A 24192-nucleotide genomic window follows, 5' to 3' on the forward strand; every position below is an offset into this window, starting at 1 on the left:
AAAAAATGAAAATACACCACAAAAAAATGCTTCTTCTGGCTTTTCTGTGCTGGAAAACTTTTGCTGCCGACAGCGTGAGCGTAGGCGTTACGGGAAATATTGTTGCATCGCCCTGTATATTTAATGGTGGAAATAGCAACCTCGATGTCAATCTTGGCGATATTCAGGCAAAAAATATGGTTACTCCGGGGTCATCATCCGACCCTGTGGCCTTTAATTTGCGGTTTACCAACTGCCCGGCGGGAACACGCAACGTAACGGCCTCCTTTAGCGGAATCCCGGATCCGGTTGCCGGCCCTGGCTATTATATGAATAGCGGTACCGCATCAAACGTGGCGGTCACGATGAGCGAAGCGGGCAGCGGCGCGCTTAAAGGGACGGGTTCAAGTATTATGGGCAACATCGCGGCAGACGGAACCGCTACCCTCGCCATGCAGGCCTCGGTAAAATCTATGTCAGGAGGAGCGACGCCCGGAAGCGTGAGTGCCGTTGTCGTCATGACACTACAGTACAATTAAATGGGCAACCGTTTCAGCGCGACGCCGGTTGCATATTTCTTTATGAAATCATGGTAACGCTGCGTCGTACTATTTCCGTCGTGAGTCAGGCCTTGTTTGCCTCATAGCCGGTAAAGATCCCTCTCTTTTACCCGTAATAGGCGTCGGTCAGTCTATTGCCTTCCGCGGCGGGTTATATGCAAGGCAAAAAATCTATCTCAAAAATAGGTATTTTCGATGCATATTTTAATTTTCCAGCAACATCTGCCTCCCAATCCATAAAATACATTATTAATCAATGTATTGAACAATTTGTCGCATCTCCGATATCTCTCCTGTCAGGGTCTATGCTTATAAAAAGAGCCTGATAGGGGAATACCCCTTCTCCGGATGGGTTGAAGTGATAATCATTATCACTAACATAGCGGTATGTCCCGATGGCGTCAACCTATGAGGTAGAGCGATGAATTCACATGCAGGAACTTTCAATCCCGAAGATTTTAGCTGGCGTGGACTGGTCATGACTCCAGCCGCCGCCGCCCATATTCGCGATCTGGTCCGCAAACAGCCGGATATGCAGGGGCTGCGCCTGGGGGTTAAAACCAGCGGCTGCGCGGGTTTTGGCTACGTTCTCGAATTAATCGCCGAACCGGCGAAAGACGACCTGCTCTTTGAGCGCGACGGCGCGAAGTTATGGGCGCCGCTACAGGCCATGCCGTTTATCGATGGCACCGAACTCGATTACGTTCGCGAAGGCTTAAATCAAATCTTCAAATTCCATAATCCCAAAGCCCAGCACGAATGCGGCTGCGGCGAAAGTTTTGGCGTTCAGGCGGAGTAACTATGTCTCGTAATACTGAAGCAACCGACGATGTCAAAACCTGGAGCGGCGGGCCACTCAACTATAAAGAAGGCTTTTTCACGCAGCTGCAGACCGATGAGCTGGCGAAAGGCATAAACGAAGAGGTGGTCAGGGCGATTTCCGCGCGCCGCAATGAGCCAGAATGGATGCTGGAATTTCGTCTGAACGCGTTTAAGGCCTGGCAGACGATGGAAGAGCCGCACTGGCTGAAGGCGCACTACGACAAGCTGAACTATCAGGATTACAGCTATTACTCGGCGCCCTCCTGCGGCAACTGCGATGACGCCTGCGCCTCTGAGCCTGGCGCTTTGCAGCAGACGGGCTCCAGCGCGTTTTTGACCAATGAAGTTGAAGAGGCGTTCAATCTCCTCGGCGTGCCGGTGCGCGAGGGGCGGGAAGTGGCCGTCGACGCCATTTTTGACTCGGTTTCCGTCGCCACGACCTATCGCGAAAAGCTGGCGGAGCAGGGGATTATCTTCTGTTCGTTCGGCGAAGCGATCCACGATCACCCGGAGCTGGTGCAGAAATACCTCGGTACCGTGGTGCCGGGTAACGACAACTTCTTCGCCGCCCTCAACGCGGCGGTGGCCTCAGACGGGACCTTCATCTATGTCCCCAAAGGCGTACGCTGCCCGATGGAACTGTCGACCTATTTCCGCATCAACGCGGAAAAAACCGGCCAGTTCGAGCGCACGATACTGATCGCCGATGAGGGCAGCTACGTGAGCTACATTGAAGGCTGTTCGGCGCCGGTACGCGATAGCTACCAGCTGCATGCGGCGGTGGTTGAAGTCATTATTCATAAGGACGCCGAGGTGAAGTACTCCACGGTGCAAAACTGGTTCCCCGGCGATAACAACACCGGCGGGATCCTTAACTTCGTCACTAAGCGCGCGCTGTGCGAGGGTGTGAACAGCAAAATGTCGTGGACCCAGTCGGAAACCGGCTCGGCGATCACCTGGAAATATCCAAGCTGTATTCTGCGCGGGGATAACTCCATCGGCGAGTTCTTCTCGGTGGCGCTGACCAGCGGTCATCAGCAGGCGGACACGGGGACCAAGATGATCCATATCGGTAAAAACACCCGCTCGACGATTATCTCGAAGGGGATTTCTGCCGGCCACAGCCAGAACAGCTATCGCGGGCTGGTCAAAATCATGCCCACAGCAACCAACGCGCGCAACTTCACCCAGTGTGATTCGATGCTGATTGGTCCGGACAGCGGGGCGCATACCTTCCCTTATGTGGAATGCCGTAACAACAGCGCGCAGCTGGAGCATGAAGCGACCACGTCGCGGATCGGCGAAGACCAACTGTTTTACTGCCTGCAGCGCGGCATCAGCGAGGATGATGCGATTTCGATGATCGTCAATGGTTTTTGTAAGGACGTTTTCTCAGAGCTGCCGCTGGAGTTTGCCGTGGAAGCGCAGAAATTACTGGCGATTAGTCTTGAACACAGCGTCGGCTGATAACAAAGGAAATAAGATGTTAAGTATTAAAAATTTGCAGGTCGCCGTCGAAGATAAAGAGATTCTGCGCGGACTGAATCTGGACGTTCGTCCCGGCGAAGTGCACGCCATTATGGGGCCGAACGGGTCCGGCAAAAGTACCCTGTCCGCCACCCTGGCCGGACGTGAAGACTATGAAGTGACCGGCGGTAGCGTGGAGTTTAAAGGCAAAGATCTGCTGGAGCTCGCCCCGGAGGATCGCGCCGGCGAAGGCATCTTCATGGCCTTCCAGTATCCGGTGGAAATTCCCGGGGTCAGCAATCAGTTTTTCCTGCAAACCGCGCTGAACGCCGTGCGCCGCTACCGCGGCCAGGAGCAGCTTGACCGCTTTGACTTTCAGGACCTGATGGAAGACAAAATTAAGCTGCTGAAAATGCCCGAGGATCTGCTGACCCGCTCGGTTAACGTCGGCTTCTCCGGCGGTGAGAAAAAGCGCAACGATATCCTGCAGATGGCGGTACTGGAACCGGAGCTGTGTATCCTCGACGAGTCCGACTCCGGGCTGGATATTGACGCGCTGAAGATTGTCTCTGACGGCGTTAACGCCCTGCGCGACGGTAAGCGCGCGTTTATCATCGTTACCCACTATCAGCGCATTCTCGACTATATCAAGCCGGATTACGTCCACGTGCTGTACCAGGGGCGGATCGTCAAATCCGGCGACTTTACGCTGGTCAAACAACTGGAGGAGCAGGGCTATGGCTGGCTTACCGAACAGCAGTAACGCGCTGCAACAGTGGCACCATCTGTTTGAGTCGCAAAGCGGGCAGCGCAGCCCGCAGGCGCATCAGCATCTGCAGCAGCTGCTGCGGCTGGGCCTGCCAACGCGTAAACATGAAAACTGGAAATATACTCCGCTGGACGCGTTACTGAATCAGACCTTTGTCGCTGCTCCTCCGCAGGCGCTGACGGCGGCCCAGCGTGACGCGCAGGCGCTAACAGTGGAGGCATGGCGCCTGGTGTTTGTCGACGGCCAGTTTAGCGACAGCCTGAGCGACGATCTGGCCGCCAGCGGCTATGACGTGCAGGTGGATAACGAGCGTCAACAACTGCCTGACGCCGTTCAGCCCGAAGTCTTTCTGCATTTGACCGAAAGCCTGGCGACCACCGTCACCCGCATTCGGGTCAGGCGCAACCAGCGCCCGCAAAAACCGCTGCTGATTATGCACCTGACGCGCGGGCTGGCGGGCGATGAAATGAATACCGCCCACTATCGCCATCATCTGGAACTGGAGAGCGGCGCGCAGGCGACCATCATCGAGCACTATCTGAGCCTCAACGACCAGCGCCACTTTACCGGCGCAAGGCTGACGATGGCCGTGGCGGATAACGCCCACCTGCAGCATATCAAGCTGGCGTTTGAGAATGCGCAAAGCTACCACTTTGCCCACAACGACCTGGCGATCGGGCGTGACAGCTCCGCCTTCAGCAGCAGTTTTCTCCTCGGGAGCTCGGTGCTCCGCCACCACACCAGCACGCGGCTGAATGGAGAAAACAGCAACCTGCGAATTAACTCGCTGGCGATGCCGGTCAACGGCGAAGTCTGCGACAGCCGCACCTGGCTCGATCATAAAGTCGGATACTGCAACAGCCGCCAGCTGCATAAAACCATCGTCAACGACAAAGGGCGGGCGGTGTTTAACGGCCTGATTAACGTCGCGCCGCATGCGATCAAAACCGATGGCCAGATGACCAACAACAACCTGCTGCTCGGCCGCTTATCGGAAGTGGATACCAAACCGCAGCTGGAGATTTACGCTGACGACGTGAAGTGCAGCCACGGCGCGACCATAGGGCGTATTGATGACGAACAGCTGTTTTATCTGCGCTCGCGCGGCATTACGCAGCAGGCGGCGCAGCAGATGATTCTTTACGCCTTTGCCGCCGAGCTCACCGAAGCGATCGGCGATGAGGCGCTCAGGCAGCAAATACTGGCGCGTATCGGCCAGCGTCTGCCGGGAGGTAACCTATGACATTTTCTGTGGAACGCGTGCGCGCCGATTTTCCGCTACTCCATCGCGAGGTGAACGGCCAGCCGCTGGCCTATCTCGACAGCGCCGCCAGCGCGCAGAAGCCGGAAGCGGTGATTAACGCCGAGGCGGAATTTTACCGCCACGGCTATGCGGCGGTGCATCGCGGCATTCATACCCTCAGCGCGGAAGCCACGGCGAGCATGGAGCAGGTGCGCCAGCAGGCGGCGACGTTCCTCAACGCCCGCTCGGCGGAAGAGATGGTGTTTGTTCGCGGCACCACGGAAGGCATTAACCTCGTGGCGAACAGCTGGGGAAACGCCAACGTCGGCGCGGGCGACAACATCATCGTCAGCGCGATGGAGCATCACGCCAATATCGTGCCGTGGCAGATGCTGTGCGCCAGAGTGGGGGCGCAGCTGCGGGTGATCCCGCTGAATCAGGACGGAACCCTGCAGCTGGATGCGATCCCCGGCCTGTTTGACGATCGCACCCGCCTGCTGGCCATCACCCAGGTGTCTAACGTGTTGGGCACCGAAAACCCAATCGCCGCCCTGGCGGCTTTAGCCCATCAGCACGGCGCGAAGGTACTGGTGGACGGTGCGCAGGCAGTTATGCACCATCCGGTGGATGTTCAGGCGCTGGACTGCGATTTTTACGCTTTCTCCGCGCACAAGCTGTATGGCCCTACCGGGATTGGCGTGCTCTACGTCAAACAGGACATTTTGCAGGCGATGCCGCCGTGGGAAGGGGGCGGGTCGATGATCGCCACCGTCAGCCTGACGGAAGGCACCACATGGGCAAAAGCGCCGTGGCGCTTCGAGGCGGGAACGCCGAATACCGGTGGTATTATTGGACTGGGCGCGGCGCTGGATTACGTCAGCGCGCTGGGGCTGACGCATATCGCGGAATATGAACAAACCCTGATGCGTTACGCGCTGCAGGCGCTGGAGAGCGTGGCGGATTTAACCCTTTACGGCCCGCCAAATCGTCTGGGGGTGATTGCCTTTAATCTCGGCAAACATCATGCCTACGATGTCGGCAGCTTCCTTGATAATTACGGTATCGCGGTGCGGACCGGGCACCACTGCGCCATGCCGCTAATGGCGTTCTACGGGGTTCCGTCCATGTGCCGGGCATCGCTGGCGATGTACAATACCACGGAAGAGGTGGACCGGCTGGCGGCGGGGCTACAGCGGATCCGCAAATTACTAAGCTAAAGGAAGCGACTATGGCGGCGTTACCGGACAGAGACAAACTGCTGCGCAACTTTAACCGTTGCGCGAACTGGGAAGAGAAATACCTCTATATTATTGAGCTGGGACAGCGCCTGGCGCCGCTGAGCCCGGAGGAACACACCGCCCAGAATATCATTCAGGGTTGCCAGAGTCAGGTGTGGATCGTGATGGCGCAGGAGCAGAGCGGGGCTATCGCGCTTCGCGGCGACAGCGACGCGGCTATCGTCAAAGGACTCATCGCGGTGGTATTTATCCTTTATGACCAGATGACGGCCAAAGATATCACCGCTTTTGACGTGCGTCCGTGGTTTGAAAAAATGGCCCTGACGCAGCATCTTACCCCCTCGCGGTCGCAAGGACTGGAAGCCATGATCCGCGCAATTCGCGCGAAAGCTGTAAATCTTAGCTAGAATAAAACAGTAGATTTCATTCTGTTATGCACGACGGGAGGCTAGCCTCCCGTCGTGCATAACAGGCCTGGCGTTTTATCAGCGAAAGAAGGAATCTCAGTATGAAACGCGCTTCTCTCATCACCATAGCTCTTCTGAGCGCCCTCAGCGCGTCACACGCAGCCTGGGCCGTTGATTATCCTCTTCCTCCAGCCAATAGTCGTCTGATTGGTGAGAACCAGTTCTGGACGGTACAAGAGGGCGACCGCAACCTGCAGGCGATTGCCCGTCGTTTTGATACGGCGGCAATGCTGATCCTCGAAGCGAACGATACCATTGCGCCGGTGCAGCCTAAACCGGGTACTCAGGTGCTGATACCTTCGCAGATGCTGCTGCCGGACGTGCCGCGTGAGGGCATCGTCGTCAACCTGGCGGAACTGCGCCTCTACTACTTCCCGCCGGGCGTCAATCAGGTGCAGGTCTATCCCCTGGGGATTGGTCAGCAGGGGCTGGAAACCCCGGAGATGACGACCCGTATCGGGCAGAAAATCCCGAACCCCACCTGGACGCCGACGGCGGGTATCCGCGCCCGTTCGCTGGAGAAGGGGATTAAACTGCCGCCGGTGGTGCCCGCAGGGCCGAATAACCCGCTAGGTCGCTATGCGCTCCGTCTGGCGTACGGCAACGGTGAATATCTTATTCATGGCACCAGCGCGCCGGACAGCGTCGGCCTGCGCGTAAGCTCCGGCTGCATGCGCATGAACGCAGCGGACATCCAGGCTTTATTCAATCAGGTGAAAAGCGGCACGCCGGTGCGGATAATCAACCAGCCGGTCAAATTCGCCGTGGAGCCGGACGGTAAGCGCTATGTTGAAGTTCATCGCCCGTTGACGCCTGATGAGACCAGCAACGCGCAGACTATGGCCTATACGCTTCCGGCGGAGTTTCATCAGTTTGCGGGGGATAACGCGGTTGATGAGGCGCAGCTTAAACGCGCGCTGACCCGGCGGGCAGGATATCCGGTGGTGGTATCCGCCAGCGGAAGCACTGCGTCGAGCCTGTCGGTGCAGAATAATACGCCGGTAGATGAAGCGAAAAGGGTGCAGTAGGCGGGAAAAGATAAGGCAAAAAAAATGGCGCACAGTGTGCGCCATTTTTATTACACAGATACTATTACTTACGGTATTTAGTAGCTGCGTTGTCCAGACGCTGGTTAGCGCGAGCTGCGTCATCTTTAGCAGCCTGAACGTCGGAACGCATTGCGTTCACGTCGTTGCTCAGCTGGTCAACTTTAGCGTTCAGAGTCTGAACGTCAGAAGACAGCTGATCGATTTTAGCATTGCTGGAGCAACCAGCCAGCAGAGTAGAACCCAGGATTACCGCGCCCAGTACCAGTTTAGTACGATTCATTATTAATACCCTCTAGATTGAGTTAATCTCCATGTAGCGTTACAAGTATTACACAAACTTTTTTGTGATGAGAATATTTTTTTACCTGAATACGCTTATTTTTGATCGTTCGCTCAAAGAAGCATCGAAATCATCACGTAACTTTAAAAAGGCGAGTGAAAACAGCGCGCTTCCATCGGATTCATCTTAGATAATCTCGCGTTAAATAGTAAATTCCGATTTGCATTTTTATTAATAGCGGCTAGTGCCGGAATAAAAAAAAGCGCCCCGAGAGGCGCTTTTAAAGGAAATACTAATTAACCTGTAAATTATTACAGCACGTGCACGGAAGCGGTATTGGTGGTTCCGCTCGGGACTAACGCGCCGGAAACCATAACAACCACGTCGCCTTTACGCGCCAGGCCGCTCTGCAGCGCCAGTTCTTTACCCTGGATGTAGAACGCATCGGTAGAGGAGATATCTTCAACCAGCTGCGCCACAACGCCTTTGCTCAGCACCAGCTGACGCGCGGTAGTTTCGTTGGTGGTCAGCGCCAGGATGGTGGCATCCGGGAAGTATTTACGTACGGCGCGCGCGGATTTACCGCCCTGGGTTGCCACAACGATCAGCGGCGCTTCCAGTTTCTCAGCCGTTTCTACCGCACCGCGGCACACCGCTTCGGTGATGCGCAGCTTACGGTTGTCGTTATTGTACTCAAGACGGCTGGTCATGACGCGGTCGGTACGTTCACAGATGGTCGCCATGATGGTGACCGCTTCCAGCGGGTATTTACCTTTCGCGGATTCGCCGGACAGCATAACTGCGTCGGTGCCGTCGAGGATGGCGTTGGCCACGTCGCCTGCTTCCGCACGGGTCGGACGCGGGTTTTTGATCATTGAATCCAGCATCTGAGTCGCGGTGATAACGACTTTACGCGCGCGGATACATTTTTCGATCATCATCTTCTGCGCGAAGATCACTTCTTCAACCGGGATTTCAACGCCCAGGTCGCCACGCGCAACCATGATGCCGTCAGAGGCTTCGAGGATTTCGTCGAAGTTGTTCAGGCCTTCCTGGTTTTCGATTTTGGAGATGATCTGGATCTTCTCGCCGCCGTGGGCTTTCAGGTGCTCACGGATTTCAACAACGTCAGAACGCTTACGGATAAAGGATGCCGCAACAAAGTCAACGCCCTGCTCGCAACCGAAGATCAGGTCCTGTTTATCTTTTTCAGCCAGCGCCGGCAGCGCGATAGATACGCCCGGCAGGTTAACGCCTTTGTTCTCGCCGAGGTCGCCGTTGTTCAGCACTTTACAAACAACTTTGTTGCCTTCGATAGCGGTCACTTCCATACCAATCAGACCATCGTCAACCAGTACCGTATTGCCAACGCTCAGGTCGCTGGTGAAGCCTTCATAGGTCACCGCAACGATTTCGTTATTACCGACAACGGATTTATCGGTGGTGAAGGTGAAGGTCTGGCCCGCTTTCAGGGAGACGTCGTTGCCGCCTTCCAGCTTAATGGTACGGATTTCCGGACCTTTGGTGTCCAGCAGGATTGCCGCTTTCTTACCGGTTTTACTCATCACATTGCGCAGGTTCTGGATGCGCTGACCGTGTTCCGCATAGTCACCGTGAGAGAAGTTCAGACGCATAACGTTCATGCCCGCGTCCAGCATTTTGGTCAACATCTCTTCGGATTCGGTTTTCGGACCGATGGTGCAAACAATTTTGGTCTTTTTCATGACAGTTTAATCTTTAAGTTGTGAAGGATAGGGATGGGGAATCTGACTCCGTGGGCGCACTGCCGCAGAGTTAAACCTGTATTACGAAAGTTGCTATGCCACGCTCTAAGGATAGGTGACAACAAAAGAGCGTGCAGAAGAATGTGTGCTGGCGGTTCAGCCCATGAAAAGAGGCAACGTGTTATGCGTTTAGTCATGCAATCCAATGCGCTGAAACCATTCAATAAGAATTTGCCGGGCATTATACGTTGCCAAATCCAAAAAAGAAAATGAAAACGATGTTTCATTTCTATAGTTACATACTTAACAAAATGCAAACTAATCCTATGCTTATGCGCAACACATTTTTTCATCATCTGACAAGATAAACAGAGTAGAAACGCGGGTTTATTCACAAGTTTGCCCGGGAAAAGCGGTCTCTGACGCGGAAACGGCACGCTGGTTTGCTTTAATCGGGAAATATATCAATAATGATTTGATTGATAATGAAAATTTGAGAGCGGAATACGATGGGAAACACAGCCAAAGATGAGGCGCTGTATCAGGAAATGTGCCGGGTGGTCGGTAAAGTCGTGCTGGAGATGCGCGACCTGGGCCAGGAGCCGAAGCATATCGTTATCGCCGGCGTGGTGCGTACCGCCCTCGCGAACCCAAAGATCAAGCGTTCCGCCCTGGCGCAGGAAGCGATGGAGAAAGTTGTCCACGCGCTTTCTGGAAACTAGCCGCCGCTGAGCACTACCCGCGTGCTTCAGGAAATCACAAAGCGAACCACCGCTTTCACCGCAATCTCGCAGTGGTGGGCAACCATCGCCTCATCATCAATCGCCGGCATCGGATCGTCCAGGTACAGGCTGCTAAAGGTGTAAAAGTTCGACACCTGATAGAAGCTAAAGCTGCTGATCAATCGATGCACATCGCGCGCTTCCAGCCCCGCCTGAAACACTCCCTGCCGCTGGCCGCGCTGCAGAATATCTTCCAGAATCGACAGGGCGGTGCGGTTTAGCGGTTTCAGCTGGCCCGAGCTTTTTAGCCACTTCCCGCGCTGCATGTTTTCCATACAGATGACCCGCATATAGTCGGCGTGAGTGGCGTGATAGCGCACGCTCCACTTCACCAGTTGCACCAGCGCCTCGACCGGCGGCACGTTTTCCAGCCCAAGCTGCTGCTCGGTTTCGCGGATCCTGGCGTAGACGTGCTGCAGCACGGCCTGATAAAGCTGCTCTTTCGTCTTGAAGTAATAGACCACCATGCGTTTGGTGGTCTGCGCTTCGGTGGCGATTTGCTCCATCCGCGCCCCCGACAGTCCAAGCTCGGCGAAAACGATAATGGCGGCGGCGAAGATCCGCTCTTTCAGAGACTGCGCTTCGTCATGAGCAACGACGGACATAACGGCTCCTTTTCTTGAGATGCAAAAAATACACATATTGATCACAATTTAGCAACCAACCATGGCGCGATTGAACCAAATGATACATATTCAGGTCATTACCTCAGCCAATGACCCGAGGACACTATGTTGCGCTCCATCGCCACCGTCTCGATCTCCGGTACCTTACCCGAAAAGCTCCATGCCATCGCAGCGGCGGGCTATCAGGGCGTCGAAATCTTCGAAAACGATCTGCTCTATTATACCGGTACGCCGGCCGATATCCGCCATCTGGCGGCAGATTTAGGGCTAAAAATCACGCTTTTTCAACCGTTTCGTGATTTTGAAGGCGTCAGCCGCAGCCAGTTCGCCGCCAATATGGAACGCGCCAGGCGCAAATTTGCGCTTATGCATGAGCTGGGCTGCGACACTATGCTGCTGTGCAGCAATGTTCAGCCGGACTGTTCCGCCGACGTCGAGCTGCAGATCGCGGATTTGCGCGCCCTGGCTGAACTGGCGGAGCAGGAACAAATCCGCATCGGCTACGAGGCGTTGGCCTGGGGTACCCACGTCAACCGCTGGCATCAGGCCTGGTCACGGGTCAATAGCGTCAACAGTCCGGCGCTGGGCATTGTGCTCGACAGCTTCCACGTACTGGCGCGCGGCGATACGCTGCAGCGACTGGGGGAAGTGCCGCCGGAAAAAATCACCTTTGTGCAGATGGCCGATGCGCCGCTGATGAAAATGGATATTCTGGAGTGGAGCCGGCACTTCCGCTGCTTTCCCGGTCAGGGGCAACTGCCGCTGGTGGATTTTGCCTGCGATCTTACCCGCTGCGGCTATCGCGGTCCCTGGTCGCTGGAAATTTTCAACGACAGCTTCCGGGCGTCGCCCAACGGCGCGACGGCGAAAGATGGCTATCGCTCGCTGCTGTGGCTGGAAGAGCAGGTCCGTCAGCGGCTGCCGGAAAGTCAGGTGCCGCTATTTTCGCCCGCTGAACTCCCCCTCTACGCCGGGCTGGAGTTTATCGAGTTTGCCGCTACGCCGGCGCAGGCGGACGAACTTGGACAAAGGTTGACGCAGCTCGGCTTTGCCGAGGAGGGGAGCCATCGCTCAAAACGGGTCTCCCTCTGGCGCAACGGCGGGGCGCGGGTGATAGTCAACGCACAGCCGCACAGCTGGGCCGACCATTTTCACCAGCGTCACGGGGTCTCCCTCTGCGCCATGGCGCTGCGCGTCAGCCAGAGCGCGGCGATCGTGGAACGCGCCCGCGCATACGGCTACGCCACCTGGCAGGGCGATGCCGGGCCGAATGAAAGCCCGATCCCGGCGGTTTGCGCGCCGGACGGCAGCCTCATTTATCTGATTGAGGTGGGGGACGACATCTATACCCGCGATTTTCATCTGCGCGCGAACCTCACGCCGCGCGACGATTATCGCGGTATCGATCATCTGGCTCTCGGCATGGAAGCGGACAGTCGCGATAACTGGATTATCTTTTTTCGCAGCGTATTCGGTTTTACGCTCGAACATGAGCAGACCCTGCCCGATCCTTACGGGCTGGTGCGCAGCCTGGCGGTGCGCAGTCCGCAGGGCGACATTCGCCTCGCGCTCAATATTTCGCAAAGCCGCGCCACGCAAATTGCCCGTTCGGTCGCCTGTTATCAGGGCGCCGGTTTACAGCACGCGGCGTTTGCCTGCCGCGATTTACCCGCCACCCTCGCCGGCCTGCCGCAGATTGCGGTCGACGCGCTGCCCATTCCGGCGAACTATTATGAAGATCTGCTGGCCCGTTTTGGCGAAGGTGCTCAGGTTAACCTTTTGAAGAATCATCAAATTCTTTATGACCGTGACGGCGACGGCGGGGAGTTCCTGCATCTTTATACCCGCCCATTTTCTGCCGGACGCTTTTTCTTTGAATTGACCGAGCGGCGCAACGGTTACGCACTTTATGGTGCTGTAAATGCAGCTGTACGCTTGTCAGCAATGCAGTACACCTAGTAATGTAGCAGATGGTTCACAACCCAATGTCGCAAACACAATAACAACATCCGGCTGTACCCTATGACAGGAAACGACTATGAACTCTTATAGCCACAATCAGACGACGGCCGCCGCCGCGTCCGACGTGCGGCCTTCCCGGCGGCGTATCGGTATTCTTGCGCTGCTGGCCGTCGGCACCATGATCAACTATCTCGACCGCACGGTGCTGGGTATCGCCGCGCCGCAGCTGACCGCTGAACTGGGGATTGATGCCGCAATGATGGGCATCGTGTTCTCCGCCTTTGCCTGGACCTACGCGCTGGCGCAGATCCCCGGCGGCATCTTCCTTGACCGCTTCGGTAATAAAGTCACCTATTTTCTGGCGCTGACCCTGTGGTCGCTATTCACCATGTTCCACGGCCTGGCGGTTGGCCTGAAGAGTCTGCTGCTGTGCCGCTTTGGCCTCGGCGTCAGCGAAGCGCCCTGTTTCCCGGTTAACAGCCGGGTAGTGAGCGCCTGGTTTCCGCAGCAGGAGCGCGCCAAGGCGACGGCGGTCTATACCGTCGGCGAATATCTCGGGCTGGCCTGTTTTGCGCCGCTGCTGTTCTGGATTATGGGCAGCTTCGGCTGGCGGGCATTGTTTATTAGCGTCGGCGCCGCCGGGGTGTTGTTTGCGCTGGTGTGGTGGCGTTGTTACCGCGAGCCGCATGAGGATAAGCATCTTAATCAGCTGGAGCGCGAGCACATCGTCAACGGTGGCGGAATGTCCACCGGCGCGGAGCAGCATACCGCCTTTAGCTGGCCGCTGGTTCGCCAACTGCTGGCTAAACGGCAGATTCTTGGCGCCAGCATCGGGCAGTTTGCCGGTAATACGGTGCTGGTCTTCTTCCTCACCTGGTTCCCGACCTATCTGGCCACCGAGCGCCATATGCCGTGGATCAAAGTCGGCTTCTTCGCCATCATGCCGTTTCTCGCGGCGGCGGGCGGCGTCATGTTCGGCGGCTGGGTTTCGGATAAGCTGCTGAAGGCCACCGGCTCGGCAAACCTCGGGCGTAAGCTGCCGATTATCACCGGTCTGCTGATGGCGAGTACCATTATTGCCGCCAACTGGCTGACCAGCGATCTGGCGGTGATCATGGTGATGTCGTTCGCCTTCTTTGGTCAGGGGATGGTCGGGCTGGGCTGGACATTAATCTCCGATATCGCGCCGAAGGGCCTTGGCGGTCTGACCGGCGGCCTGTTTAACTTCTGCGCTAACCTTGCCGGGATCCTTACGCCGCTGATTATCGGTTTTATCGTTGCGGCCTCCGGCAACTTCTTTTACGCGCTTATTTATATCGGCGGCGCCGCGCTGCTGGGCGTAGCGGCCTATCTGTTTATTCTCGGCGATGTTAAACGTATCGAACTTTCGCAGTAGCGCAGTAGCAAAAGGAGCAGCAAATGGTGATTAGTGGAAATACGCGGCTGATAGCGCATCTTGGCTACCCGACCGCGAAGTTTAAAGCGCCGATGATTTACAACCCGTGGTTGGTTCATCAGCAGGTTGACGCCAAAGTGGTGCCGATGGGCGTCAAGCCCGAGGATTATGCCGCCTTTGTGCCGATGCTGTTTAAGATGACTAATATTATTGGCGCGCTGGTCACCATGCCGCACAAAATCGCCACCTGCGGGTTGGTGCAGCGTCTGAGCCCAACGGCGGCGATAGCGGGGGCGTGCAACGCGATTCGTGCCGAAGCCGACGGTACGCTGAGCGGCGATATGTTTGACGGCGAAGGCTTTGTCCTCGGTATCAAACGTAAAGGATTCGCGACGCGCGGCGCCCGGGCGCTGGTGGTAGGCAGCGGCGGCGTCGGGTCGGCCATTGCCGCTTCGCTGGCGGCGGCAGGGGTTAGCGCCCTGACGTTGTACGACGTCCAGGCACAGACGGCTGAAGCGCTGGCCGGGCGTCTGCTTCAGCACTATCCTCGGCTGGATATTACGCTGATGCAGCGCGATCCGCAGGGGCACGATCTGGTGGTCAACGCCACGCCGCTGGGGATGAAAGAGGGCGATCCGCTGCCGTTAGATCCGCAGCGCCTGACGCCGGGAACCTTTGTCGGCGAAGTGGTCATGGCCCAGGAGTTCACCCCGTTACTGCAGGCGGCGCGGGCGGCGGGTTGTCCCATTCAGCGCGGCACCGACATGCTGTTTGAAATGATCCCTGCCTATCTGCGTTTTTTTAACCTGCCGGTAGCGACGCCGGAACAGTTGCGCGAGCTGGCGGAGATTTCCTACTAAACCGATCTGAACCTGCGTTACTCTATCGTTATATTTATAGTTATATAACGATTGGAACACCACGCCGCGGGTGACGTGGTCGGGGAGGGGCACTTTCCGGCCCAGTTGGTCGGTGAGGGTGCGGTCGGCAAAGGCCTGGCCGGCGAACAGGCTGGCGCTTTATAGCGTCAGGACGAAGAAAACGCGCGGATGTCTGGACATGATGGGCTCATTAGCAATGAATAATCGTTATATATTAAAGTACACAACAATGCCGAGCGCGATGGCTGACGGGCTATTTACCGCTAAAGAACAAGGTTATTGGTAAAAAACCTCTTCATCGGACATCCGTTCCTCTATTCGGCTGGCGACCTTTTGCAACGAGGCGAGGTACTTTTGCGCCGCCTGGTCGATAGTCATGGCCTGGGCCATATACACCAGGTTCAGGCAGCCGATGACCCGCTGCTGGCGGCGAATGGGGACGGCAATGGACGCGATTTTCTCCTCCTGCTGCCAGCCGCGAAAGTTTTCACCGTAGCCGTTTTGCCGGGTGCGTTCGAGGATGGCGACCAGCTTCTCCGGCTCGCGCGCCAGCTGATACTCCGCTTCCGGCCTGGCGGCCAGCATCTCAACGATCGGGCTTCGTTCATGTTCCGGGGCGAAGGCCAGCCAGGTCAATCCGGAGGCGGTCAGCAGCAGCGGCAGGCGGCGGCCGACCATCGCGCGGTGGAAGGAGAGGCGGCTGAAGCGGTGAGTAGTTTCGCGCACGACCATCGCATCGACGTCCAGAGTCGTGATATCGGTGGGCCATAAAACCTCCCGCAGCAGCTCGCCAAGCAGCGGCGTGGCGAGGGCAGAAATCCAATGTTCGTCACGAAATCCCTCACTTAACTGACGCACTTTAATCGTCAACCGGAAGCTGTCATCGGAGCGGCTGCGGCGCACGTAACCCTCGTTCTGTAGCGTTTCCAGTAGCCGCCTGACGGTGGTGCGGTGCAGGCCGCTAAACTCGGCCAGGGTGCCGACCGTCGCGCCTCCGTCGAATTTATTTAACAAATTTAATAACAATAACCCGCGGCTTAAACCGCGTACCGTTTTGTAATCCGCCGACGAATTTTGGTCCATGCTTCCTCTGTAAAAATCATATTAAACAATAATGTGCACCTGGTGCACGTTATGTGATGTTTTGATTGTAGCGCAAATCATCGCCCCTATACTGACCTCACTATAAAAATATATTCACATTTGGTTAACAAGTTGCCCGCATTGATTCTTCTGCAATGTTGGCAATGCGTTCGAAGCGTGAGGTTTTGAAAATGACAACATCTAATCCTGATATTCAACCGGCCGTACAGCACACCGCCCAGGTCGCGATTGTCGGCGCCGGTCCGGTTGGCCTGACCATCGCCAACTACCTCGGGCAGATGGGCGTGAGCGTCCTGCTGATTGAGAAGCTTGAGTCGCTGATCGACTATCCCCGCGCCATCGGTATTGACGATGAGTCGCTGCGGGCAATGCAGGCGGTGGGCCTGGTGGACAAGGTATTGCCGCATACCACGCCGTGGCACGCGATGCGCTTCATGACGCCGAAAGGGCGCTGCTTTGCCGATATTCAACCGATGACCGACGAGTTTGGCTGGTCGCGGCGCAACGCGTTTATTCAGCCGCAGGTTGATGGGGTGCTGTACGAAGGCCTTAGCCGCTTCCCCCACGTGCGTTGCCTGTTTTCCCGTGAAGTGGAGGCTTTTAGCCAAAATAGTGACACCGTCACGTTGAATCTCAAAGGCAGCGCCGGCGAACATGAAACCGTGCGCGCCGACTGGCTGGTGGCCTGCGACGGCGGAGCGAGCCTGATTCGCCGCACGCTCAATATCCCCTTCGAAGGTAAAACCGCGCCGAATCAGTGGATTGTTATCGATATTGCCAACGACCCGCTGGCGACGCCGCACGTCTATCTGTGCTGCGATCCGGTGCGTCCGTACGTGTCAGCCGCGCTGCCGCACGGGGTACGGCGCTTTGAATTTATGGTGATGCCCGGCGAAACCGAAGCCCAGCTCAGCGAGCCGCACAAGATGCGCCAGCTACTGAGCAAGGTGCTGCCGGACCCGGACAACGTCGAGCCGATCCGCCAGCGCGTCTACACCCATAACGCGCGCATCGCCGAACGCTTTCGCGTCGATCGCGTGCTGCTGGCGGGCGACGCCGCGCACATCATGCCGGTCTGGCAGGGGCAAGGCTATAACAGCGGCATGCGCGACGCCTTTAACCTGGGGTGGAAGCTGGCGCTGGTGGTGAGGGGCAAAGCTGGCGAGGCGCTGCTCGACAGCTACCAGCAGGAACGGCGCGATCATGCCAAAGCGATGATCGACCTGTCGGTGACCGCCGGCAACGTGCTGGTGCCGCCGAAACGCTGGCACGGCGCGGTGCGCGACGGTATTTCGTGGCTGCTCAACTATCTGCCGCCGGTTAAACGCTACTTCCTGGAAATGCGCTTCAAGCCGATGCCGCAGTATCGCGAAGGCGCGCTGCTGGCGGAAGGCGAAGGCAAAACGTCCCCGGTAGGCAAAATGTTTATCCAGCCGAAGGTCACGCTGGAGGGCGGTCAGGTGACGCTGCTGGATGAGGTGATGGGCGCGAACTTTGCCATCATCGCCTGGGGCAGCAACCCGCTGTGGGGGCTTAACGATGAGCAGATAGCCCGCTGGCGCGCCGTCGGCGTGCGGTTTATCCAGGTGGTGCCAGAAGTACAGATTCATTGCGATCAGGACAACGTGCCCGGCGTCATCCGCCTCGGTGATACGCAAAACCGCCTGAAAAGCTGGTTCGCGCAGCACGATACCGCCATCGCCGTGGTGCGTCCGGACCGCTTCGTCGCCACCGTGGCCATCCCGCAAACCCTGAGCAAAAAGCTCGACGCGCTGGCACGCAAGATGCAGCTGGCCGCCACGCAGGCAGCAACGACGATTGAACAGGTGGCCTGATATGAACGCGTATCTTCATTGCCTCTCGCATACCCCGCTAGTGGGCTACGTTGACCCGGAACAGGCGGTGCTGGACGAAGTGAACGGCACCATCGCCGACGCGCGGGCGCGCATTGCCGCCTTCGACCCGGAGCTGGTGGTGCTGTTTGCCCCCGATCACTACAACGGTTTTTTCTACGATGTGATGCCGCCGTTTTGTTTAGGCATCGGAGCGACCTCTATCGGCGACTTCAGCAGCGCCAGCGGCGTTTTGCCGGTGCCGACGGCGCTGGCGGAGGCCTGCGCCCACGCGGTGATCAAGGACGGTATCGATCTGGCGGTCTCCTACTGCATGCAGGTGGACCACGGCTTTGCGCAGCCGCTGGAGTTCCTGCTCGGCGGGCTCGACAGGCTGCCGGTTCTGCCGGTGTTTATTAACGGCGTCGCCTCGCCGCTGCCGGGCTTTCAGCGTACCCGCATGCTGGGCGAAGCCATTGGCCGCTTTCTAACCACCCTCAATAAGCGGGTATTAATTCTCGGCTCCGGCGGCCTGTCGCATCAGCCGCCGGTACCGGAGCTGGCGAAGGCCGATGCCCATATGCGCGACCGGCTGCTGGGCAGCGGCAGGCAGCTGCCACCGGACGAGCGTGAATTGCGCCAGCAGCGGGTCATTAGCGCGGCGAAGCAGTTTATCGATGACCAGAACTCGCTCTATCCGCTCAATCCGGTCTGGGATATCCGCTTTATGAGCCTGCTGGAGCAGGGGCGGCTGACGGAGCTGGACGCCGTCAGTAACGAAGAGCTGTCGGCGATGGCCGGGAAATCAACGCACGAAATTAAAACCTGGGTGGCCGCTTTTGCCGCGCTATCCGCATTTGGCCGCTGGCGCTGCGAAGGCCGCTATTACCGACCAATCCCCGAGTGGATTGCCGGGTTTGGCTCGCTGAGCGCCGCCGCGCAGAACTGAATTAACGGGAGAAGATGATGAGCTACCAACCGCAAACCGAAGCCGCCACCAGCCGTTTCCTCAACGTGGAAGAGGGCGGAGAAACATTACGCATCCATTTTAACGACTGCGGCCAGGGGGACGAAACGGTGGTCCTGCTGCACGGCTCCGGCCCTGGCGCCACCGGCTGGGCCAACTTTAGCCGCAATATCGACCCGCTGGTGGAGGCGGGCTACCGGGTCATTCTGCTGGACTGCCCCGGCTGGGGAAAAAGCGATTCTATCGTCAACCGCGGCTCGCGTTCCGACCTGAACGCCAGGGTGCTGAAAAGCGTGATTGACCAGCTGGATATCAGCAAGGTGCATCTGCTGGGCAACTCGATGGGCGGCCACAGCGCGGTGGCATTCACCCTGACCTGGCCGGAGCGCGTCGGCAAACTGGTGCTGATGGGCGGCGGAACCGGCGGCATGAGCCTGTTTACGCCGATGCCGACGGAAGGCATCAAGCTGCTGAACGGCCTCTACCGTGAGCCGACCATCGAAAACCTGAAAAAGATGATGAACATCTTTGTCTTCGATACTCGCGATCTGACCGAAGCCCTGTTCGACGCGCGCCTCAACAATATGCTGTCGCGCAGGGAACATCTGGATAACTTCGTCAAAAGCCTGGAAGCCAACCCGAAACAGTTCCCGGATTTTAGCCCGCGTCTTGGCGAAATCCGCGCGCAAACCCTGATCGTCTGGGGGCGTAACGATCGCTTCGTGCCGATGGACGCCGGGCTGCGCCTGCTGGCGGGCATTAACGGTTCCGAGCTGCATATCTATCGCGACTGCGGCCACTGGGCTCAGTGGGAGCACGCGGAGAGCTTTAACCAGCTGGTGCTCGACTTTCTGGCGCGTCCCTGAGGAATCCTGATGACAACTTTATCTCTTGAACAACTGGCGCAGCGGCTGCGCGATGCCGAAACGCGCGGTCAGGCCATTGAACCGCTGCGCGATACGCTTGGCGTTGACAACGCGGAAGCGGCCTACGCCATCCAGCGGATGAACGTGCAGCACCACGTGGCGAACGGCCGCCGGGTGGTGGGGCGCAAGGTGGGACTGACCCACCCGAAAGTGCAGCAGCAACTGGGCGTTGACCAGCCGGACTTCGGCACTCTATTTGCCGATATGTGCTATGGCGATAACGCCGAGGTCCCGTTCTCCCGGGTGCTGCAGCCGAAGGTGGAGGCCGAAATCGCCCTGCTGCTGAAACGCGATCTGCCGCATACCGATACTACCTTTGATGAGCTTTACGCCGCCATCGACTGGGTACTGCCGGCGCTGGAAGTGGTCGGCAGCCGTATCCGCGACTGGTCGATTGGCTTCGTCGACACGGTCGCCGATAACGCCTCCTGCGGCGTTTACGTGCTGGGCAGCCCGGCGCGGCGTCCGGACGGGCTGGACCTGAAAAATTGCGCGATGCGCATGACCCGTAATGAGGAGGAGGTCTCCAGCGGGCGGGGCAGCGAATGTCTTGGCCACCCGCTGAACGCGGCGGTATGGCTGGCGCGCAAAATGGCCAGCCTCGGCGAGCCGCTGCGGGCGGGCGATATCGTGCTGACCGGAGCGTTAGGCCCGATGGTGGCGATTAACGCCGGCGATCGTTTTGCCGCCCATATCGACGGTATAGGTTCAGTGGCGGCAACCTTTGTCGCCAAAGAGGAAGAGAGTGATGAGTAAACGTAAAGTCGCCATTATCGGCTCCGGTAATATCGGCACCGATTTAATGATCAAAATACTGCGCCACGGGCAGCATCTGGAGATGGCGGTAATGGTCGGCATTGACCCGGAATCAGACGGCCTTGCCCGCGCCCGGCGCATGGGCGTCGCCACCACGCACGAGGGCGTTGGCGGCCTGATGCGGATGGCCGAATTCGCCGATATCGATTTTGTTTTTGACGCCACCAGCGCCGGGGCGCACGTAAAAAACGATGCCGCGTTGCGCGAAGCTAAACCGGGGATCCGCGTTATTGACCTGACCCCGGCGGCCATCGGCCCGTACTGCGTGCCGGTGGTTAACCTCGAGGCCAACCTTGCCGAGGGCAACGTCAATATGGTCACCTGCGGCGGCCAGGCGACGATCCCGATGGTGGCGGCGGTCTCCCGGGTGGCGAAGGTCCACTATGCGGAGATCATCGCCTCGATTGCCAGCAAATCCGCCGGGCCGGGGACGCGCGCTAACATTGATGAGTTCACCGAGACCACCTCGCAGGCCATCGAGAAAGTCGGCGGGGCGGCGAAAGGTAAAGCGATTATCGTGCTGAACCCGGCGGAGCCGCCGCTGATGATGCGCGATACCGTGTATGTCCTGAGCGAAGCGGCGTCGCAGCAGGAAATTGCCGCGTCGATCGCCGAGATGGCGGCGGCGGTGCAGGCTTATGTGCCAGGGTATCGCCTGAAGCAGCAGGTGCAGTTTGAGGTCATCCCGGATGATAAACCGGTAAACCTGCCGGGGGTCGGCCGCTTCTCCGGCCTGAAAACGGCGGTTTACCTTGAGGTTGAAGGGGCGGCGCACTATTTGCCCGCCTACGCGGGCAACCTCGACATTATGACATCGGCGGCGCTGGCGACGGCGGAGAAAATGGCCCAGGCGATGAACGACACGGCGGGAGAAGCAGCATGAATGGTAAAAAACTCTTTATCTCAGACGTGACCCTGCGCGACGGGATGCACGCGATTCGCCATCAGTACTCGCTCGACAATGTGCGCCAGATTGCCCGGGCGCTGGACAGCGCGGGCGTCGATTCGATAGAAGTGGCCCACGGCGACGGGCTCCAGGGTTCCAGTTTTAACTACGGCTTCGGCGCGCACAGCGACCTGGAGTGGATTGAAGCGGCGGCGGAGTCGGTCAGCCAGGCGAAAATCGCCACTTTATTGTTGCCCGGCATCGGCACGCTGTACGATCTGAAAAACGCCTATCAGGCCGGAGCGCGGGTAGTGCGGGTGGCGACCCACTGCACCGAGGCGGATGTTTCCGCGCAGCATATCGCCTTTGCCCGCGAACTGGGCATGGACACCGTAGGCTTTCTGATGATGAGCCATATGACCACTCCGGAGCAGCTGGCGCAGCAGGCCTTGAAGATGGAGTCCTACGGCGCGACCTGTATTTACGTGGTCGATTCCGGCGGAGCGATGAATATGAACGATATCCGCGATCGTTTCCGCGCCCTCAAGGCGGTGCTGAAGCCGGAAACCGCCACCGGGATGCACGCGCACCATAACCTGAGCCTCGGCGTGGCCAACTCCATCGTCGCGGTGGAAGAGGGCTGCGACCGTATCGACGCCAGCCTGGCGGGGATGGGGGCCGGGGCGGGCAACGCGCCGCTGGAGGTGTTTATCGCCGCCGCCGACAAGCTCGGCTGGAATCACGGTACCGATCTGTACGCTCTGATGAATGCCGCCGATGAGCTGGTGCGCCCGCTGCAGGACCGCCCGGTGCGGGTTGACCGCGAAACGCTGGCGCTGGGCTATGCCGGGGTTTACTCCAGCTTTCTGCGCCACAGCGAAGTAGCAGCCGGGCGCTACGGCCTGAGCGCGGTGGATATTCTCGTCGAACTCGGCAAGCGACGGATGGTGGGCGGTCAGGAGGATATGATCGTCGACGTCGCGCTGGATCTGCTCAATCGTCATCAATAAAAGCAACGCGCGGCTGGCAACGTATCAGCCGCCATTCATCTGCTCCGCTTGTCCGGATATCGCAAAGGTACCCTATGACCCAAACAACGACTGCAAGCAATTCGCGCCTGATGTTAACCGTCGGGCTCTGTTTTATGGTGGCTCTGATGGAAGGGCTGGATCTGCAGGCGGCGGGGATCGCCGCCGTTGGCATGGCGCAGGCGTTCGCGCTGGATAAAATGCAGATGGGCTGGATCTTCAGCGCCGGGATCCTCGGCCTGCTGCCCGGCGCGCTGGTGGGCGGCATGCTGGCGGATCGCTATGGCCGCAAGCGAATTCTGCTGGGTTCGGTGCTGCTCTTCGGCCTGTTCTCAATCGCTACCGCGCTGGCGTGGAATTATCCGACGCTGCTGCTGGCGCGACTGCTGACCGGCGTCGGCCTGGGCGCGGCGCTGCCGAATCTGATTGCGCTCACCTCGGAAGCCGCCGGTCCGCGCTTTCGCGGCAGGGCGGTCAGCCTGATGTATTGCGGCGTGCCCATTGGCGCGGCGCTGGCGGCGGCGCTGGGCTTTTTCGGCCTCGCCGCCGCCTGGCAAACGGTGTTCTGGGTCGGCGGTATCGTTCCGCTGCTGCTGGTGCCGCTGCTGCTGCGCTGGCTGCCGGAATCGCCGGTGTTTCAGCGCAGCGCGCAGGGCGTGCCGCTGCGCACGCTCCTCGCGCCGGGCAATGCTACCGCCACGCTGCTGCTGTGGCTGTGCTATTTTTTCACGCTGCTGGTGGTCTATATGCTGATCAACTGGCTGCCGATGCTGCTAGTCGGCCAGGGGTTCAGCGCCAGCGAGGCGGCGGGAGTGATGTTTGTCCTGCAGTTTGGCGCCGCCTGCGGCACGCTGCTGCTAGGGGCGCTGATGGATAAGCTCAGCCCGCTGTGGATGTCGCTGCTGATCTATACCGGCATGCTGGCGTCGCTGCTGGCGCTGGGGACCGCGTCCTCGCTGACCGCAATGCTCTTCTCCGGCTTTGTCGCCGGACTGTTTGCCACTGGCGGACAGAGCGTGCTTTACGCGCTGGCTCCGCTGTTCTATCGCACCGAAATCCGCGCCACCGGCGTAGGAACGGCGGTGGCGATCGGCCGTCTTGGCGCGATGAGCGGCCCGCTGCTGGCGGGCAAAATGCTGGCGCTGGGCACCGGAACCGTGGGCGTGATGGCCGCGTCTGCTCCCGGTATTCTGCTGGCGGGGGCGGCGGTATTCTGGCTGATGAGCCGACAAAAGCGCGCGGCGCTGGCCTGAGCATTTTCGCTGATTCCCGGGGCGGCGCGATAAAGCCGCGCCTTGCCCGGGCTACCGGGCTGGTAGCCCGGGAATCCACCTTGCGCATCCATCCACTTTGGCATAGGTTAAATCATCATCCATTGATTCTTCCGA

Annotated in this window: 23 protein-coding genes and 1 pseudogene; 19 read left to right on the forward strand and 5 right to left on the reverse strand. The window is 58.4% G+C overall.

Annotation, left to right across the window (positions count from 1 at the left end; translation table 11 throughout):
* Window positions 1–5: 5 nt before the first annotated feature.
* From EGY08_RS27580 to ldtE, 8 genes are all read left to right on the forward strand, one after another.
* Complete coding sequence (locus EGY08_RS27580) at window positions 6–518, forward strand: fimbrial protein (protein ID WP_123829216.1); 513 nt, start codon at window positions 6–8, stop codon at window positions 516–518.
* 442 nt (window positions 519–960) lie between these two features.
* Complete coding sequence (sufA, locus tag EGY08_RS27585) at window positions 961–1338, forward strand: Fe-S cluster assembly scaffold SufA (protein WP_004119171.1); 378 nt, start codon at window positions 961–963, stop codon at window positions 1336–1338.
* A gap of 2 nt (window positions 1339–1340) precedes the next feature.
* On the forward strand, window positions 1341–2828 hold the full coding sequence (gene sufB / locus EGY08_RS27590) for a Fe-S cluster assembly protein SufB (RefSeq protein WP_004119173.1): 1488 nt from the start codon (window positions 1341–1343) through the stop codon (window positions 2826–2828).
* 16 nt (window positions 2829–2844) lie between these two features.
* Window positions 2845–3591: a Fe-S cluster assembly ATPase SufC gene (sufC, locus tag EGY08_RS27595; protein ID WP_004119176.1), complete on the forward strand. Its 747-nt coding sequence runs from the start codon at window positions 2845–2847 to the stop codon at window positions 3589–3591.
* On the forward strand, window positions 3566–4840 hold the full coding sequence (gene sufD / locus EGY08_RS27600; protein ID WP_087828230.1) for a Fe-S cluster assembly protein SufD: 1275 nt from the start codon (window positions 3566–3568) through the stop codon (window positions 4838–4840). Before sufC ends, sufD begins: the two co-directional genes overlap by 26 nt.
* A complete protein-coding gene (gene sufS / locus EGY08_RS27605) occupies window positions 4837–6057 on the forward strand; it encodes a cysteine desulfurase SufS (RefSeq protein WP_123829217.1) in 1221 nt (406 codons plus the stop codon). Before sufD ends, sufS begins: the two co-directional genes overlap by 4 nt.
* 11 nt (window positions 6058–6068) lie before the next feature.
* Window positions 6069–6485 (forward strand): cysteine desulfuration protein SufE, encoded by a 417-nt coding sequence (sufE, locus tag EGY08_RS27610; protein WP_004119181.1) that lies wholly within the window; start codon window positions 6069–6071, stop codon window positions 6483–6485.
* A gap of 101 nt (window positions 6486–6586) precedes the next feature.
* Entirely contained in the window at window positions 6587–7573 is a 987-nt protein-coding gene (gene ldtE, locus EGY08_RS27615) for a L,D-transpeptidase LdtE (protein ID WP_004119182.1), read from the forward strand.
* 64 nt (window positions 7574–7637) lie between these two features.
* Here ldtE and lpp read toward each other — a convergent pair whose 3' ends face one another.
* Window positions 7638–7874, reverse strand: a complete 237-nt coding sequence (lpp, locus tag EGY08_RS27620; RefSeq protein WP_003029373.1) for a murein lipoprotein Lpp — start codon at window positions 7872–7874, stop codon at window positions 7638–7640.
* Window positions 7875–8185: 311 nt separating this feature from the next.
* Window positions 8186–9598, reverse strand: a complete 1413-nt coding sequence (gene pykF / locus EGY08_RS27625; protein ID WP_004119183.1) for a pyruvate kinase PykF — start codon at window positions 9596–9598, stop codon at window positions 8186–8188.
* A 509-nt stretch (window positions 9599–10107) separates the two neighbouring features.
* On the opposite strand from pykF, the gene fumD reads away from it, so the two are divergent.
* Window positions 10108–10320 carry a fumarate hydratase FumD gene (gene fumD / locus EGY08_RS27635; RefSeq protein WP_004119184.1) on the forward strand — a complete coding sequence of 71 codons (213 nt, stop codon included), beginning with the start codon at window positions 10108–10110 and terminating at the stop codon, window positions 10318–10320.
* Between the two features lie 26 nt (window positions 10321–10346).
* Here the strand turns inward: fumD and EGY08_RS27640 are convergent, their stop codons facing one another.
* Window positions 10347–10985 (reverse strand): TetR family transcriptional regulator, encoded by a 639-nt coding sequence (locus tag EGY08_RS27640; protein WP_123829219.1) that lies wholly within the window; start codon window positions 10983–10985, stop codon window positions 10347–10349.
* Window positions 10986–11111: 126 nt separating this feature from the next.
* Here EGY08_RS27640 and EGY08_RS27645 point away from each other — a divergent pair, with 126 nt between their 5' ends.
* From EGY08_RS27645 to EGY08_RS27655, 3 genes are all read left to right on the forward strand, one after another.
* Window positions 11112–12965, forward strand: coding sequence for a bifunctional sugar phosphate isomerase/epimerase/4-hydroxyphenylpyruvate dioxygenase family protein (locus EGY08_RS27645; protein ID WP_123829220.1), 1854 nt, complete (start codon window positions 11112–11114; stop codon window positions 12963–12965).
* A gap of 79 nt (window positions 12966–13044) precedes the next feature.
* The gene (locus tag EGY08_RS27650; protein ID WP_004119189.1) at window positions 13045–14364 is read left to right on the forward strand and encodes an MFS transporter; all 1320 of its coding nucleotides are present in this window, start codon (window positions 13045–13047) and stop codon (window positions 14362–14364) included.
* A 23-nt stretch (window positions 14365–14387) separates the two neighbouring features.
* Window positions 14388–15224, forward strand: a complete 837-nt coding sequence (locus tag EGY08_RS27655; protein ID WP_004119191.1) for a shikimate dehydrogenase family protein — start codon at window positions 14388–14390, stop codon at window positions 15222–15224.
* A gap of 51 nt (window positions 15225–15275) precedes the next feature.
* Here EGY08_RS27655 and EGY08_RS31170 read toward each other — a convergent pair.
* Both EGY08_RS31170 and EGY08_RS27660 read right to left on the reverse strand, forming a co-directional pair.
* Window positions 15276–15425: pseudogene (locus EGY08_RS31170) on the reverse strand (hypothetical protein); the annotation flags it as partial.
* Between the two features lie 96 nt (window positions 15426–15521).
* The gene (locus EGY08_RS27660; protein WP_087828227.1) at window positions 15522–16328 is read right to left on the reverse strand and encodes a DNA-binding transcriptional regulator; all 807 of its coding nucleotides are present in this window, start codon (window positions 16326–16328) and stop codon (window positions 15522–15524) included.
* Between the two features lie 191 nt (window positions 16329–16519).
* Here EGY08_RS27660 and EGY08_RS27665 point away from each other — a divergent pair, with 191 nt between their 5' ends.
* From EGY08_RS27665 to mhpT, 7 genes are all read left to right on the forward strand, one after another.
* Complete coding sequence (locus EGY08_RS27665; protein WP_123829221.1) at window positions 16520–18184, forward strand: bifunctional 3-(3-hydroxy-phenyl)propionate/3-hydroxycinnamic acid hydroxylase; 1665 nt, start codon at window positions 16520–16522, stop codon at window positions 18182–18184.
* Window position 18185: 1 nt separating this feature from the next.
* A complete protein-coding gene (mhpB, locus tag EGY08_RS27670) occupies window positions 18186–19130 on the forward strand; it encodes a 2,3-dihydroxyphenylpropionate/2,3-dihydroxicinnamic acid 1,2-dioxygenase (protein WP_123829222.1) in 945 nt (314 codons plus the stop codon).
* 17 nt (window positions 19131–19147) lie between these two features.
* Window positions 19148–20014 carry a 2-hydroxy-6-oxonona-2,4-dienedioate hydrolase gene (gene mhpC, locus EGY08_RS27675; RefSeq protein WP_123829458.1) on the forward strand — a complete coding sequence of 289 codons (867 nt, stop codon included), beginning with the start codon at window positions 19148–19150 and terminating at the stop codon, window positions 20012–20014.
* A gap of 9 nt (window positions 20015–20023) precedes the next feature.
* Window positions 20024–20830: a 2-keto-4-pentenoate hydratase gene (gene mhpD / locus EGY08_RS27680; protein WP_004119203.1), complete on the forward strand. Its 807-nt coding sequence runs from the start codon at window positions 20024–20026 to the stop codon at window positions 20828–20830.
* Window positions 20823–21773, forward strand: coding sequence for an acetaldehyde dehydrogenase (gene mhpF, locus EGY08_RS27685; protein ID WP_004119206.1), 951 nt, complete (start codon window positions 20823–20825; stop codon window positions 21771–21773). Before mhpD ends, mhpF begins: the two co-directional genes overlap by 8 nt.
* The gene (mhpE, locus tag EGY08_RS27690; protein ID WP_123829223.1) at window positions 21770–22786 is read left to right on the forward strand and encodes a 4-hydroxy-2-oxovalerate aldolase; all 1017 of its coding nucleotides are present in this window, start codon (window positions 21770–21772) and stop codon (window positions 22784–22786) included. Before mhpF ends, mhpE begins: the two co-directional genes overlap by 4 nt.
* Window positions 22787–22860: 74 nt before the next feature.
* Complete coding sequence (gene mhpT, locus EGY08_RS27695) at window positions 22861–24057, forward strand: 3-(3-hydroxy-phenyl)propionate transporter MhpT (protein ID WP_087828223.1); 1197 nt, start codon at window positions 22861–22863, stop codon at window positions 24055–24057.
* Window positions 24058–24192: the final 135 nt, after the last annotated feature.

This window comes from Klebsiella sp. FDAARGOS_511 (assembly GCF_003812845.1).
Taxonomy (GTDB): domain Bacteria; phylum Pseudomonadota; class Gammaproteobacteria; order Enterobacterales; family Enterobacteriaceae; genus Klebsiella; species Klebsiella grimontii.

Bases quoted from the DNA above. Each gene is read 5' to 3' on its own strand.
- EGY08_RS27580 (WP_123829216.1), top strand. From the start codon at position 6: ATGAAAATACACCACAAAAAAATGCTTCTTCTGGCTTTTCTGTGCTGG.
- sufA (WP_004119171.1), top strand. From the start codon at position 961: ATGAATTCACATGCAGGAACTTTCAATCCCGAAGATTTTAGCTGGCGT.
- sufB (WP_004119173.1), top strand. From the start codon at position 1,341: ATGTCTCGTAATACTGAAGCAACCGACGATGTCAAAACCTGGAGCGGC.
- sufC (WP_004119176.1), top strand. From the start codon at position 2,845: ATGTTAAGTATTAAAAATTTGCAGGTCGCCGTCGAAGATAAAGAGATT.
- sufD (WP_087828230.1), top strand. From the start codon at position 3,566: ATGGCTGGCTTACCGAACAGCAGTAACGCGCTGCAACAGTGGCACCAT.
- sufS (WP_123829217.1), top strand. From the start codon at position 4,837: ATGACATTTTCTGTGGAACGCGTGCGCGCCGATTTTCCGCTACTCCAT.
- sufE (WP_004119181.1), top strand. From the start codon at position 6,069: ATGGCGGCGTTACCGGACAGAGACAAACTGCTGCGCAACTTTAACCGT.
- ldtE (WP_004119182.1), top strand. From the start codon at position 6,587: ATGAAACGCGCTTCTCTCATCACCATAGCTCTTCTGAGCGCCCTCAGC.
- lpp (WP_003029373.1), bottom strand. From the start codon at position 7,874: ATGAATCGTACTAAACTGGTACTGGGCGCGGTAATCCTGGGTTCTACT.
- pykF (WP_004119183.1), bottom strand. From the start codon at position 9,598: ATGAAAAAGACCAAAATTGTTTGCACCATCGGTCCGAAAACCGAATCC.
- fumD (WP_004119184.1), top strand. From the start codon at position 10,108: ATGGGAAACACAGCCAAAGATGAGGCGCTGTATCAGGAAATGTGCCGG.
- EGY08_RS27640 (WP_123829219.1), bottom strand. From the start codon at position 10,985: ATGTCCGTCGTTGCTCATGACGAAGCGCAGTCTCTGAAAGAGCGGATC.
- EGY08_RS27645 (WP_123829220.1), top strand. From the start codon at position 11,112: ATGTTGCGCTCCATCGCCACCGTCTCGATCTCCGGTACCTTACCCGAA.
- EGY08_RS27650 (WP_004119189.1), top strand. From the start codon at position 13,045: ATGAACTCTTATAGCCACAATCAGACGACGGCCGCCGCCGCGTCCGAC.
- EGY08_RS27655 (WP_004119191.1), top strand. From the start codon at position 14,388: ATGGTGATTAGTGGAAATACGCGGCTGATAGCGCATCTTGGCTACCCG.
- EGY08_RS27660 (WP_087828227.1), bottom strand. From the start codon at position 16,328: ATGGACCAAAATTCGTCGGCGGATTACAAAACGGTACGCGGTTTAAGC.
- EGY08_RS27665 (WP_123829221.1), top strand. From the start codon at position 16,520: ATGACAACATCTAATCCTGATATTCAACCGGCCGTACAGCACACCGCC.
- mhpB (WP_123829222.1), top strand. From the start codon at position 18,186: ATGAACGCGTATCTTCATTGCCTCTCGCATACCCCGCTAGTGGGCTAC.
- mhpC (WP_123829458.1), top strand. From the start codon at position 19,148: ATGAGCTACCAACCGCAAACCGAAGCCGCCACCAGCCGTTTCCTCAAC.
- mhpD (WP_004119203.1), top strand. From the start codon at position 20,024: ATGACAACTTTATCTCTTGAACAACTGGCGCAGCGGCTGCGCGATGCC.
- mhpF (WP_004119206.1), top strand. From the start codon at position 20,823: ATGAGTAAACGTAAAGTCGCCATTATCGGCTCCGGTAATATCGGCACC.
- mhpE (WP_123829223.1), top strand. From the start codon at position 21,770: ATGAATGGTAAAAAACTCTTTATCTCAGACGTGACCCTGCGCGACGGG.
- mhpT (WP_087828223.1), top strand. From the start codon at position 22,861: ATGACCCAAACAACGACTGCAAGCAATTCGCGCCTGATGTTAACCGTC.